Origin of the sequence: Pseudonocardia humida, assembly GCF_023898865.1 — a bacterium.
Classification (GTDB): domain Bacteria; phylum Actinomycetota; class Actinomycetes; order Mycobacteriales; family Pseudonocardiaceae; genus Pseudonocardia; species Pseudonocardia humida.
In genome coordinates this window covers 55655-68593 of sequence record NZ_JAGSOV010000009.1, presented here as the reverse complement: position 1 = coordinate 68593, position 12939 = coordinate 55655, and the positions used below count along the sequence as shown (strand labels likewise).

Below are 12939 nucleotides of genomic sequence, written 5' to 3'. Positions count from 1 at the left end.
CAGGATGCTCCGCCCGCGGCCGCTCAGCCTGGTACCGCCGATCCCCGGCTGGGCCGGGACGTGACCGACGGCGCGTCGGTGGCCGCCGCGGCCGAGTAGGTCAGCGACCCCACCAGCGGGTTCTTCGACCGCGCGGGCCCCGGCCCGTGGTGAGCGCTTACGACCGGGACAGGAAGTCCTGGTAGACCTCGAGCCACTTGTCGGCCGCGTCCAGGAACGGGGCGTGGCCCGACTCGGGGAACATCTCCGAGCGCACCGACCCGCCCGCGGCCCGGTAGCGGCCCAGCACCTCGCGGATCTGGCTGACCATCGGCTGCTGCGGGTAGACGGCCGCGCCGGGCCAGCCGGGGATCTGGCCCGCCGCGCCGAGCACGCCGGCCTCCAGCGGGGAGCCGTCGGCGATGACCAGGTCGGCGGCGCCGTGCGTCCACAGCACCGGCGGCTTGGGGTCGAGGTCGAGGATGCCGGTCCAGTTGCAGTACTTCGGCGACAGGGCGTTGAGGATGCCACGCTCGCCGGGGGCGAAGCCGGGCCAGTTCGGCGAGGCCGCGGAGTCGCCGGGGTAGTTGTCCGGGCCGGTCGAGGTCTTGAGGATCTCGGCGACCAGCAGGTCCTCGCGCTCGGGGCGCTCGGTGTAGGACGGGGCCACGTAGAAGGTGCGGAACATGCTGCGTGGCGCGAACGGGTTGTCCGCCGAGGTGTCGCCGGCCTCGATCGCCTCGACGACCGCGGGGTTGATCCCGCCGCCGCCGGATCCGGCGAAGTCGTCGAAGCAGGGGCGCCCGTCGGGGTGGGTGCCGCCGTAGCCGTAGGGCGAGACCGGGTCGACGAACGCCAGCGACGCCACCGGGTGCGCCATCGCGTAGTGGGCGATGGCCGCGCCACCGGTCGACCACCCGACCAGGTGCGGAGGGCGGGTGACGTCGAGCCACTCCAGCACGGTGCGGATGTCCTCGGCCCAGTCGCGCAGGCCGCCGGTGGCGTCGAGCGGGACGGCCTGCGAGTCGCCGAACCCGCGCATGTCCGGGGCGATCACCCGGTGCCGCTCGGCCAGGGCGGGCATGAGGTGCTCCCAGAACCGGGAGGTCGAGAGGTTGCCGTGCACGAGCACGACGGGATCGCCGTCCTCGGGCCCGGTCTCCAGGTAGTGCAGCTGGATGCGGTCGAGCACGACGGTGCCCTCGCGCACACCCGGCGGCAGCGGTGGGCGGTCGGTCGCGGCGGGCCCGGAAGTCGTCATGGGCGGAATGCTCCTGGTGGCCGAACCCGCTGGTCAAGTGGTGGACACCCACCTCGAGAAGATCACCGCGACGGTCCGTGCGGCTACGGGGGGTGACCGCTTACCTCTCCCGTGTTCCCTCGTCCGGGGTGGGGTGGCACGCTCTTGCCGATCGATCCCGATCCACCGGTAGCTTGCCCCTCCCGGCCCACCCGCGGCCGGAGGTCCCTAACGAGGGAGAGCAGTGCGCAGAATCCCGACGGTGTTGTCGACGGCCGCGCTGGTGCTCGCCGGCGCCTTCGTCGCCCCGGCCACCGCCATCGCCGACGAGCCGACGCCGCCCGACTTCCAGCCCGCCCCCGTCGTGTGGGCGTCGTGCACGAGCGCGGGACTGGCCGCGGCCGGCGCCGAGTGCGGCTTCGTCGAGGTCCCCCTCGACTACGACGACCCGACCGGCACCACGATCAAGCTGGCCGTCTCGCGGATCAAGGCCACTGTCCCCGCCGACGAGTACCAGGGCGTCATGCTGGTCAACCCCGGCGGTCCGGGCGGTTCCGGGCTGGGGCTGGCCCGGCTGGGCTCCGCGGTGCCCGACGGCGCCGGGGACGCCTACGACTGGATCGGCTTCGACCCGCGCGGCGTCGGCTCCAGCGTGCCCGCGCTGAGCTGCATCCCCGACTACGCCGGCTACAACCGGCCCGACTACCAGCCCGAGGGCGGCCAGGAGGCCGAGTGGCTGGCCCGGGCCGAGTCGTACGCGCAGGCCTGCGCGGCCAACGGCGGCGAGCTGCTCGACCACATGACCACGGTCGACGCCGTCACCGACATGGACAGCATCCGCAAGGCGCTGGGCGCCGAGCAGATCAACTTCTACGGCTTCTCCTACGGCACCTACCTCGGCCAGGTCTACGGCACCCTGTTCCCGGACAAGGTCCGGCGGATGGTCCTCGACGGCGTCGTCGACGTCCGCGACGTCTGGTACGAGGCCAACCTCAACCAGGACGTCGCCTTCGAGCGCAACATCGGCGAGTTCTTCGACTGGGTCGCGGAGTTCGACTCGGTCTACGGCCTGGGCACGACGGGCGAGGAGGTCGAGGCGCTGTACTACAGCACCCAGGACGAGCTGCGCGTCACGCCGGCCGGGCCGATCGGCCCGTCGGAGTGGAACGACCTGTTCCTCGGCGCCGGCTACAACGTGCTGGCCTGGCCGGGTGTCGCCGACGCGTTCGCCGCGTGGGTCAACGACAAGGACGCCGCGGCGCTCAAGGACGCCTACGACGGCTCGACGTCGACGACCGACGACAACGGCTACGCCGTCTACCTGGCGGTGCAGTGCACCGACGCGCAGTGGCCGACCGACTGGGACGTCTGGCGCGAGGACAACACCCGCGTCGACGCCGAAGCGCCGTTCGAGACCTGGGCCAACGCCTGGTTCAACGCCCCCTGCGCGTTCTGGCCGGCCGAGGCGGGCGAGCCCGTCGAGGTCGACGGCTCCGACGTCGAGAGCGTGCTGCTGATCAGCGAGACCTTCGACGGCGCCACGCCGTTCAACGGTGCGCTGCACGCCCGCGAGCTGTTCCCGAACTCGGCGCTGATCGAGGGCGTCGGCGGCGCCACGCACTCGTCGTCGCTGTCCGGGGTGGCCTGCACCGACGACAAGGTCGCCGCCTACCTGGCGACCGGCGAGTTGCCCGAGCGGGTGTCGGGCGACGGCTCCGACGTCCAGTGCGAGCCGCTGCCCCAGCCCGACCCGACCGCGGGCGCCGAGGGCGCCGACGCGTCCGGGGCGAGCACCGGCGCCGGCGTGGCCGAGCGCCTGAGCAGCGCCGTCCGCTAGCGGCTCACAGCTGGACCAGGCAGAACGGGGCGCCCTGGTCGTCGACGCACTCGGCGACCAGGCCCTCCCGGCCCGGTGCGGGCGCGGTGGCGGTGCCACCGGCCGCGCGCACCGCGGCCGCCGCCGCGGCGGCGTCGGTCACCCGGAACCACGGCACGACGACCGTCGTCTCGCCCCGCACCAACCCGCAGGACGGCGCGGGCCACCCGCCGTCGACGAGCGGGTGCCAGTACCCGGCGTCGGTGCCCGGGTGGAACCGCCAGCCCAGCACCGTCGAGTAGAACGCCCGGCTGCGGGTCGGGTCGGGGCTGCGCAGCTCGTAGTAGGTCAGGTCGCCCGGCCCGCGCGGCGCGGGCGGACCCGCGCCGGGGCCGCCGGGCGGGGTGAACAGGGCGAACGGCTGGCCCTGGTCGTCGGCGCACTCGACGACCCGGCCGTAGGGCTCGTCGACGGGCTCGTCGGTCGTGCCGCCGGCGGCCCGCACCAGCGCGGCGGCGTCGTCGGCGTCGGGCACCGCCCAGCACGGCATCAGCGTGGGCCGCGGCCGGCCGCCCCACATCCCGAGGTGAGTCGCGAGGCCCTCGATCCGGCGCCCGCGCCCCCCGCGCACGCCGGTCGCGGTCCAACCGAGCACTGCGGTGTAGAAGCGCTCGGCGGCCTCGACGTCGGGGGTCCACAGCGAGGCGTAGCCCAGGTCGCCGGCCCGCGGCCCGGTCGGCGCCGACCGGGAGATCATCCAGCGGTGCCCGGCCGGGTCGAGCACGACGCCGCCGCGCCCGTGGGGCGCGTCGGTGACGGGCCGGTCCAGGATGGCGCCCGCGGCGACGGCGGCGGCCACGACGGCGTCCGGGTCGGCCACCTCCAGCCGCAGCGACTGGCTCGCCCCGCCGCGGGTCGTGGGGGCGGCCAGGCCGATCTCGGGGAACTCGTCGGCCAGCATCAGCACCGAGTCGCCGACGGCGAGCTCGGCGTGCCCGATGCGGCCGTCGGGCATGACGATCGGCTCGTCGAGCCGCACGGCACCGAAGGCCGCGACGTAGAACTCGATGGTCCGCGCGGCGTCGGTGACGGCGAGGTAGGGGGTCAGGGCGTGCGGCCGGACCCCCGCGGGGGTGGTCGGTCGTTCGGTCGTGCTCGCGGTCATGGCGGTTCCTTCCGGTGCGAGGAGCGCCCGCTCGATCCGGGCGCGCAGGGCGGCGGCGAACCCCGGGTCGGGGTCCACCGGTGCGACCGGGGCGCGGAGGGCGTGCAGCGGATCGGTCGGTCCGGTCATCGGCCCCCTCCTTCTCCCAGTGCGGTGTAGCTGCGGCGGAACGCGGCCCTGGCCCGCACGAGCAGCGCCTCGGTCGCGCCCACGGTGCGACCCAGCGCCCTGGCGACCTCGGGGACCGGCAGCCCGTCGAGGTAGCGCAGGGTCAGCGCGGCCCGGTGGGTGCCGCTCTGGTCGTCGAGGACCTGGCGGGCGAGCAGCGCGTCGAGCCGTTCGTCCCACGGGTCGTCGGGCGGGTCCGGTTCGGACTCGATCGCGCGCAGCCCGCGCCGCTCCCGCTCGGCGGCCCGCCAGTGGTCGACGAGCTTGTGCCGGGCGATCCCGACCAGCCATCCCGTGCTGGGGACGGGCGGGGGAGTGCGCCGGCACGCGGCCACCGCGGCGAGGAACGTCTCGGCGGTCAGGTCCTCGGCCAGCGCCCGCCGCCCGCAGCGGGCCAGCAGGTAGCCGTAGACCTGGGGCAGCGCGTCGTCGTAGAGCGCCATGAGCGCCGCGCCGGTGTCCGCCCGGACCTTCCGTTCCACGTCCCTCCATCGCTCGGGCCGCGTGGACTCCGACGCTGCATCACCTGGATGGACGAACGGTCAGGGTTTCCGCCCGGCGCCGCCGAACCGGTCGACCTCGCGCGGCTCGTCGGCCATGGCGCCACTCCGCCGCCCCGCCCACCCCGCGTCATCCGGACGGCCCAGCGGCCGGATGGTGGCGCCCCTGCCGGCGGGGTAGTCCGGTGGGCATGGATGCTTCGCTGACCTTCATCGGCACCGCCACGACCGTGCTGCGGCTGGGCGGGTTCACGCTGCTCACCGACCCCAACTTCGTGCGCAGGGGGCAGCGGGTGCACCTGGGCTACGGGCTGAACTCCAAGCGCCGCACCGAGCCCGCGATGACCATCGCGGAGCTGCCGGACCTGGACGCGGTGCTGCTCTCGCACCTGCACGGCGACCACTTCGACCGGCTGGCCAAGCGCGATCTGCCCCGCGAGCCACCCGTGCTGACCACCACGCACGCCGCGCGCCGGCTCGACCGGTGGGGCTTCCACCCGGTCGGCCTGCACACCTGGCAGCAGCACGAGCTGCGCCGCGGCTCCGAGGTGCTGCGGGTGACCTCGGTGCCCGGGCGCCACGGCCCCATCGGGGTGCACAGGCTGCTGCCGCCGGTGATGGGCAGCGTCCTCGACCTCGAGCGCGACGGCCGGCGGGTGCTGCGCGCCTACGTCACCGGCGACACGCTGAACGTCCCGGAGCTGCGCGGGATCCGCGACCGCTTCCCCGACGTCGACGTGATGATCACCCACCTGGGCGGGACGCGGGTGCTGGGCCTGCTGGTCACCATGGACGGCCGCCAGGGCGGCGACCTGGTGGAGCTGATCGGACCCGGCTCCGTCATCCCGGTGCACTTCGACGACTACGGCGTGTTCCACAGCCCGCTGTCGGCGTTCGTCACCGAGATGCGCGGGCGCGGGCTCGGGGGCCGGTTGCGGGTCGTCAACCACGGCGACACCGTCGAGCTGGCGGCGCGCGCCGCTCAGAACGCGTAGCGCAGGACCCGGCCGACGTCGCGCAGCTTCGGGATGCGCGCCAGCAGACCCATCTGCAGCCGCCCGAGCCGGGGGAACTCCTCGACACCGGGCATGGCGACCGAGCGCACGTCGTCGAGCAGCCGCAGCCCGGGGTGCCAGGCCAGCGGGGCGCGCGGGTCGTCGAGGCCCCAGTGCAGCCGCGAGCCGGACGTCCGCACGGCCGTGACGCGGCGCTGCAGGCGGATGCCGATGGTGCCGTAGACGTCGAAGAGCAGCTGGCCGCCGGGGAACCGGCCGGTGATCCGCTCCACCAGCCGCCGGACGTCGGGCTCGCGCAGGTACATGGTCAGGCCCTCGGCCACGGCGACCGTCGGGCGGTCGGCCGGCACCTCGGCCAGCCAGTCCTCGTCGAGGACGGACGCGGCCACCAGGGCGTAGTCGCCGTCGGGGCGGGGCAGCAGCCGTTCGCGCAGCGCGACGACGTCGGGCAGGTCGACGTCGACCCAGCGGACCGACGGCCCGTGCGCGACCCGCAGCGACCGCGCGTCGAGGCCGCAGGCCAGGTGCAGCACCGTGGCCCGCGGGTGGGCGGCGAGGAACTCGGCGGTCCAGCGGTCGAACCAGCGCGAGCGCAGCGCGACCCCCGCGGCGCTGGTGGGGTTCATCCCGGTCTTGGCCAGGTCGTAGTCGACCTGGTCGAGCACCTGGGCGGCCCACCGGTCGCCCAGGATCGGGCGGGTGGCGCGCGCGTCGCGGGCCTTCCCGCAGAGCGTGGCCAGCATCGTCTCCTGCGGTCCGCTCAGCGTGACCTTCGCGCGTTCCATCGCCGTCCCCCGTTCCGGTGTGTGGCGAGCATCCTCCGCCAGAAGCCTCTTGACCGCTATAGAGGGCTGTCGTACTGTAGCGCTAAAGAACTGGAGCGCTAAAGAAGGAGACCCACCGTGTACGAACTGCCGATCGCCGCCCACCTCGCCGCCGACGCCGTCCGTCGCCAGTTCGACCCGACCGCGCCCGCGGAGCCGGACCGCCCACCGCGGGCGTTCCGCCCCGTCCGGCGCGCCCGCTCGATCACCGCCGCCGCGCTGCAGCGCGTGGCCCACGCCGTGGAGCCCCGGCCCGAGTGCAGCCCGGTCCGCTGACTCCTACCCTCGGCACCGTGCCGAGGGTGACGCTGAAGACCGTGGCCGACCGGGTCGGGGTCAGCGCGATGACCGTGTCGAACGCGTTCTCCCGACCCGACCAGCTCTCCGCGGCGCTGCGCGAGCGCATCCTCGCCGTCGCCGCGGAGCTGGGCTACGTGGGCCCCGACCCGGCCGCCAGGACGCTGGCCCGCGGGGCCACCGGCACGGTGGGCATCCTGCTCACCGAGTCCCCGCAGCACGCCTTCTACGACGAGTACACGATCGCCTTCCTGGCCGCGATCACCGGGGAGCTGGCCCGCGCGGGCCTGGCGCTCACGCTGCTGCCCAGCGGCCGGGCGGGCGGCGTCATCCCGGCCAGGGACGTCGCCATGGACGGCGCCATCGCCTACTCCTGCCGCCCCGGCGTCGACGGCGTCGACTGGCTGCGCAAGCGCAGGCTGCCGCTGGTGTTCGTGGACCAGCAGCCCGAACGCGACCACACCTCGATCAACGTCGACGACCGGGCGGCGGCCGCGGCCGCCGCCCGCCACGTCGTGGACCTCGGCCACCGGCGGGTCGCCCTGGTCACCGTCGGGCGCGATGCGCCCGACCCGAGGGAGGCCCCCAGCGACTACATGGTCGCCCGGCAGCGGATGCGCGGCTGGCTGGACGTGCTCGAACCGGCCGGGATCGAGCCGGTCGTGCGGCGTTCGGAGTACGACAGCCCGGAGGCGGGCGCCGAGGCCCTGCGCGACCTCCTCGACGGCCCCGACCGGCCGACGGCCGTCCTGTGCTTCTCCGACGCGCTCGCCGCCGCGGTGGTGCGGGTGGCCGAGGACGCGGGGCTGCGGGTGCCCGCCGACCTGTCGGTGGTCGGCTTCGACGACACCCCGCTGGCCCGGCGGATGCGCCCGGCGCTGACCACGGTGCACCAGGACGCCGCGGAGAAGGGCAGGCTGGCCGCCGCCGAGCTGGCCGCCGCCGTGGCCCGGCACCGGGCGGGGGAGGAGCCGGTGGTGCGCCGCCTGGAGCTGCCCACCGAGCTCGTCGTCCGGGAGAGCACGGCGCCGCCGCCTGCCTGAGGCCGACCGGTCTCAGCAGGCCTCCAGCGACACCGGCGGCGGGGTCGCCAGGATCTCGGCCACCAGCCGCGGCACGAGGCGGTCGGTGTCGAACCGGTAGCCGAAGTCGGCGTAGGCGGTCAGCTCGCGCTGCAGCACCTCGCCGACCGGGCCGGGGTGCAGGCGCCGGGCGTGCAGCGCCGCGGCCCGCGCCTGCGACCGCTCGTGCGCGGTGGACTCGCGGGCGTCGCCGCGCAGCCGCGGGCCCGCGGGGTACGGGTTGGGGATCATCGGGTGGCACCCTCCTGCTCGCTCGACCCCGACACGGAGCAGAGGCGCGGGCAGTGGCCGCAGATACGGTCACGGGTGCGGTGGTCACAGCATCCCGGCCAGCCGGTAGGCGACCAGCGACCCGGCGACGGCCACGTTGAGGCTGAGCCCGGTGCCGACCATCGGGATCTCCACCGCCAGGTCGGCCATGGCCATCGCCTCGTCGGGCACGCCGTCGCGCTCGTGCCCGAGCAGCACGACCGTCCGCTCGCGCGCCGCGGGCAGGTCGCCCAACCGCACGGCCCCCTCGGCCAGCTCGACGGCGAGGACGCGGGTGCCCAGGCCCCGCTGGTGGGCCAGCCAGCTGAGCGGGTCGGCCGCCCGGTGCACGCACGACCGCATGCGCAGCGTGTCGCCGCGGGCCAGCGGCTCGTCCCAGCGCCGCCCGCGCGGGACGACGAGGCAGGCCCCGACCGCGTCGCAGGTGCGCAGCAGCGTGCCCAGGTTGGCCTCGTGCATCGGCCACAGCGGCGCGATGAACAGGTGGTCCCAGCAGGTGTGGGTGCGCTGGCGGCGCTGGCGGCGCAGCTCGGTCCGGCTGCGGACGTGGGGGTGGCCGGTCATCGGCCGGGGGAGGGTCGTCCCTTCGGGAGCGGCATCATCCGTGCGGCGCTTCGCGGTGCGCCGGGACCATCGACGAGGGTTCGGAGTCCCCCACGGTACCGCCCGCGGTGCGGGTTCAGCCCTCCTCGCCGCGCGCCCTGCGCAGCACCTCCTCCTGGGTGAGCGCGCTGGACGGGTGGTGGCTCAGGCACATCGGCATCCGCACCTTCTCGAACCCGACGCCCTCGCTCGCCGCGTAGAACGTGCCCGACCCGAGCCGGGCGATGTCGTCGACCCGCCCGCCCTTGCGCCGGGCCAGCTCGGTGGCCGCGCCGATCTGCACGCCGGAGTTGAGCAGCCCGAAGAACTGGGTGGTGGCGTTGCCGGGGATGCGGTTGTGCAGCCCCTTCGGCGCCTGGGTGGCGAACATCAGCCCGAGCCCGTACTTGCGGGCCTGCGCGGAGAGCTGCAGCGTGCTCTCGGTGCACGCCGTCGCCGCCCCGGAGGGCGCGAAGTCCTGCGCCTCGTCCATCACCAGCAGCCCGCCCAGCGGCCGGTCGCCTGCCGGGTTCTTCTTGATCCAGGCGAACAGGGCCATCTGCAGCTGGTTGACGAAGGTCTGGCGCTGCGCGTCCGCGGGCAGCCCGGTGAAGCTGATCACCGACACGCGCGCCCGGTGGCCGTCGGACGGGGTGAGCAGCACGCCGGGGTCCAGCGGCGCCCCGGCCCCGCCGAACAGCGGGTCGACGAGCATGGCCGCGGCCAGGTTCTCCGACATCTGGGCGGCCAGCTTCCGCGCGGTCGGGATGTTCTCCAGCCCCCGGACGCCCTCGGGCAGGGCCGCCAGCATCGCCACGAAGTCGTCCAGCTCGGTCCCGCCGCCCTGGGCGAAGTACCCCAGGGCCTGCTTGAGCACCGCGGTCCCGATCGCGGCCTTGGCCGCGGTCAGCTTCACCCGCGGCAGCAGCCCGGCCACCGCGGCCTCGACCGCCAGCTCGAGCTCCTCGTCGTCGTCGAGGACGTCGGCGAACGCCGGCAGCGGGCGCAGCACCAGCGGTCGGCCCCGCTCCTTGCGCGGGGTCCACACCACGACCTCGGTGCCTGCCAGGTAGTCCTTGGCCCGGTCGGCGTCGCCGGGCCCCCAGCCCGACGGCGGCTGCGGCCAGGCGTCGCCCAGCCGGGCCAGGTCGTTGTTCGGGTCGAGGACGATCGAGGAGACGCCGTGCAGCGCACACTCCTCGATCAGGCGGCGCAGCAGCACGGTCTTGCCCGAGCCGGAGCCGGCGAAGACGACGGTGTGCTTGCGCAGGGTCTCCAGCGGCACCGAGACCGGCCGGCCGGAGTGCTCGCTGCGACCGGTCGGGACGTGCGGGCGGTCGTCGGTGAGCGCGGGTCCGGGATGCGGGTCGTCGACGACCCCGTCGTCGGCGCCGGGGGCGGCCCCCGCGTGGGCGGCCGTGGGGGCGGTCGTGGGTGCGCGGGGGTCGGGGTTGCGGGTCGTCGCCGACCCCGTCGTCGACGACGAGGGCGCCCCCGTCGTCGGCGGCAGGGGGCTCGGGGTCGGGCTCAGGTGCCGGGTCGACCACTCGGCCGGGCAGCAGCGCCTGGATCGTCGCGGCCGGCAGCACCCGGGCGAACAGCGCGGTCCGCGACGCCGGGCGCCGGGTGGCCAGCCACTGCAGCAGCGCCGGGTCGTAGCGGTCGAGCATCCGCTCCAGCGCGGCGAAGGTGCGGATGTCGTCGTCGGTCACCGGGGCGATGGAGCCGCCGTCGGCCACGAACGCGTTGACGGCCTCGGTGGTCTTCGGGCCGCCGGAGAGCTGCTTGTTGCGCAGCAGCACGAGGTTGCGCTTCTCGCCTCCGGCGCGCAGGCCCGCCTCGGTGCGCGCCGAGCGCAGCCGGCTGAGCACGGCGGTGGGGTGCTCGGCGGCGATGGCCCGGAACCCCCAGTGCACCTCGTCCTCGGTGCGGTCGTCGAGGGTGAGCCGCAGCCGGGCGTGCAGCGCGGGCTTGGCGCCCGGTTGCGGGTCGAGGGCCAGCACCGACCGGCCCGGCTCGCCGAACTCGTAGGCGAACGCCCGCAGCCCGGCCCCGAGCAGCCGGGGCATCAGCTTGTCCTCGGTCTCGGGAGCCAGCGGCGCGTGCACGTCGGCCGCGGCGCGGTACTCGGCGAACCGGCGGTCGAGCCCGGCGAGCGCGGTGTCGTCGGGCGGAGGTGGCGGTGGCGGGACCACGGACCCGCCGAACGTCCGCAGCTCGTCCAGCTCGCCCGACTCCAGGCAGGCCCGGATGTGCTCGCCCACCTCGACCAGCAGGCGTCGCGGCGTGTAGTGGCGGACGTCGGGGCCGCTGAAGGCCTCGGCGCGGACCGGCCACGTCGGGTAGGGCGGGGTGTAGCCGGCGTCGCCGTAGAGGCCGGTCAGGTGCTCGGCCACGAGCAGCTCGGCCACCTCGGCGCCGGGCATCGCGCCCTTCATCTGCACGGCGGTGAAGCGGTCGGTCGCCGGGGCGATCGCCCGGGTCCTGATCCGGCGCCAGGTGTCCGGGATGCAGGCGACGAGGGTGAGCGTGCGCGGCATCAGCTCCCGCAGCTCCATCAGCCCGTTGGCCACCTGGTTGAGCAGCCCGAGCGGGGCGTCCTGCCCGTCGGGCTGCGACTGGGCCATCAGCGCGTCGAGCTGGTCGACCGCGAGGACGGTGGGCCCGGTCAGCGCCAGCAGGCGGGCCAGGTCGGACAGGATCTCCTGCGGGGGCCGGGCCCCGCGCCGGAACCCCCACGCGGCCCGCTGCTCGTCGGCCAGCGCGCCGTCGAGGTGGAAGTAACTGCGCCCGGCCTCCCCGGGCTCGCCGCGGGCGGGGTACAGGGCCAGCGCCCTGGCGGTGTCCGCGCACTCGAAGGACACCTGCCGGTCGATCTCGGCCAGCTGGTCGACGAACGCGTCGACCGTCTCGCGGTCGACCGGGATCATCCCGCCGATCCGGGCCCGCTGCACGGGATCGAGCCCGATCCGCCCGCAGATCGCCTGCAGCGTCGGTCCGAGCTGGTCGCCCTGGCCCGCGTAGAAGCCGGAGACGACGCTGTGCAGCACGCCGTGCCAGAACTCGGCGCCCTCCAGGAACTTGACCAGGAAGAAGTGCCCGCCGTCGCGCTGCACCTCCTGGCGCGCCCAGCGCAGCATGTGGGTCTTGCCGACGCCCCGGTCGCCCTCCAGGACCACGCCGATGGGCTTGCGCCCGCGCTGGGCCTCGCGCAGCCGGGCGGTGACCGTCGCCGCGACGTTCGCGTGCAGGTCGGGCACGTGGTGGCCCAGCGGGCTCCACACGTCCTCCGGCGTGACGGCGGAGTTGAACTGGACGGCGGTGAGGGCCTGCAGCTCCTCCTCGGTCACGGTGCCTCGATCCGCTGCGCCTCGATCTGCAGGTTGTGCCGGTCGAGGCCGCCCAGGCGCAGGGCCGCCCGGCGGTCGTCGTCGGTGAGCAGCTGCTGGTTGGCCTCCTCGCGCAGGTGCACACCGGGCAGGTCGGCCATCCGGGTCAGCTCGGCGTCGACGGCCTTGTCCTCGACGTCGGTCAGCCGCGCCCGGAGGGCGCTGAGCCGCACCGGGGCGGCGTCGGCGTCGGCCAGCGCCCGGTAGGCCCCGCGGATCATCGCCTCGACGTCGGGCTGGAAGATCTCGCCCAGCCGCGGACCGGACCGCTCCGTGTAGCGGCGCAGCCCGTCCAGCAGCGCGAACAGCACCCCACCGTAGCTGCCCGCGCGCGGCGGGCGCGGCGCGGCCAGCTCGTCCTGGCAGCGTCGCCAGCCGCGGTCGGTGAGCACGTGCCGGAAGGAGCGGCCGTCCTTGCGGGTGTCCACCAGCTTCAGCTCGTTCAGGCGCCGGCGCGGCGCGCCGGTCAGCTCGACCCCGGCGAACTGCTTCAACTCCGCGTTCGTGACCTCTCTCGCGGCGGCCATGAGGGCGAAGAGGGCGAGGCGGTCCTGGGCGGGGAGCTGGTCGTCAGACACGTCCTTCTGTCGCTCCCGGACGGCGCGCCGCTA

General features: G+C 75.2%; 12 protein-coding genes. 4 read left to right on the top strand and 8 right to left on the bottom strand.

The features are described from left to right. Positions 1-157: 157 nt before the first annotated feature. Positions 158-1240, bottom strand: a complete 1083-nt coding sequence (locus KDL28_RS02880) for an alpha/beta fold hydrolase (RefSeq protein ID WP_252435596.1) — start codon at positions 1238-1240, stop codon at positions 158-160. A 223-nt stretch (positions 1241-1463) separates the two neighbouring features. Between KDL28_RS02880 and KDL28_RS02875 the strand changes: the two genes are divergently transcribed. Then, positions 1464-3056: an alpha/beta fold hydrolase gene (locus KDL28_RS02875; protein WP_372496872.1), complete on the top strand. Its 1593-nt coding sequence runs from the start codon at positions 1464-1466 to the stop codon at positions 3054-3056. Between the two features lie 4 nt (positions 3057-3060). Here KDL28_RS02875 and KDL28_RS02870 read toward each other — a convergent pair whose 3' ends face one another. Together KDL28_RS02870 and KDL28_RS02865 are read right to left on the bottom strand one after the other, a co-directional pair. Continuing rightward, on the bottom strand, positions 3061-4329 hold the full coding sequence (locus KDL28_RS02870) for a VOC family protein (protein ID WP_252435595.1): 1269 nt from the start codon (positions 4327-4329) through the stop codon (positions 3061-3063). Continuing rightward, positions 4326-4811 (bottom strand): RNA polymerase sigma factor, encoded by a 486-nt coding sequence (locus KDL28_RS02865; RefSeq protein WP_252435867.1) that lies wholly within the window; start codon positions 4809-4811, stop codon positions 4326-4328. Before KDL28_RS02865 ends, KDL28_RS02870 begins: the two co-directional genes overlap by 4 nt. A 248-nt stretch (positions 4812-5059) precedes the next feature. Between KDL28_RS02865 and KDL28_RS02860 the strand changes: the two genes are divergently transcribed. Continuing rightward, positions 5060-5863: an MBL fold metallo-hydrolase gene (locus KDL28_RS02860; protein ID WP_252435594.1), complete on the top strand. Its 804-nt coding sequence runs from the start codon at positions 5060-5062 to the stop codon at positions 5861-5863. Here KDL28_RS02860 and KDL28_RS02855 read toward each other — a convergent pair. Continuing rightward, the gene (locus KDL28_RS02855) at positions 5851-6669 is read right to left on the bottom strand and encodes a class I SAM-dependent methyltransferase (RefSeq protein ID WP_252435593.1); all 819 of its coding nucleotides are present in this window, start codon (positions 6667-6669) and stop codon (positions 5851-5853) included. The genes KDL28_RS02860 and KDL28_RS02855 overlap by 13 nt on opposite strands. Positions 6670-6786: 117 nt before the next feature. Here KDL28_RS02855 and KDL28_RS02850 point away from each other — a divergent pair, with 117 nt between their 5' ends. Next, a complete protein-coding gene (locus tag KDL28_RS02850) occupies positions 6787-6984 on the top strand; it encodes a hypothetical protein (RefSeq protein WP_252435592.1) in 198 nt (65 codons plus the stop codon). Positions 6985-7010: 26 nt separating this feature from the next. After that, positions 7011-8048, top strand: coding sequence for a LacI family DNA-binding transcriptional regulator (locus tag KDL28_RS02845; protein ID WP_252435591.1), 1038 nt, complete (start codon positions 7011-7013; stop codon positions 8046-8048). 12 nt (positions 8049-8060) lie between these two features. Here KDL28_RS02845 and KDL28_RS02840 read toward each other — a convergent pair whose 3' ends face one another. From KDL28_RS02840 to KDL28_RS02825, 4 genes are all read right to left on the bottom strand, one after another. Next, a complete protein-coding gene (locus KDL28_RS02840; protein WP_252435590.1) occupies positions 8061-8318 on the bottom strand; it encodes a hypothetical protein in 258 nt (85 codons plus the stop codon). Between the two features lie 84 nt (positions 8319-8402). Beyond that, positions 8403-8921 (bottom strand): TrmH family RNA methyltransferase, encoded by a 519-nt coding sequence (locus tag KDL28_RS02835; protein WP_252435589.1) that lies wholly within the window; start codon positions 8919-8921, stop codon positions 8403-8405. A 115-nt stretch (positions 8922-9036) separates the two neighbouring features. Further along, entirely contained in the window at positions 9037-10224 is a 1188-nt protein-coding gene (locus KDL28_RS02830; protein ID WP_252435588.1) for an ATP-binding protein, read from the bottom strand. A gap of 2061 nt (positions 10225-12285) precedes the next feature. Beyond that, on the bottom strand, positions 12286-12906 hold the full coding sequence (locus tag KDL28_RS02825; RefSeq protein WP_252435587.1) for a hypothetical protein: 621 nt from the start codon (positions 12904-12906) through the stop codon (positions 12286-12288). Positions 12907-12939 lie beyond the last annotated feature (33 nt).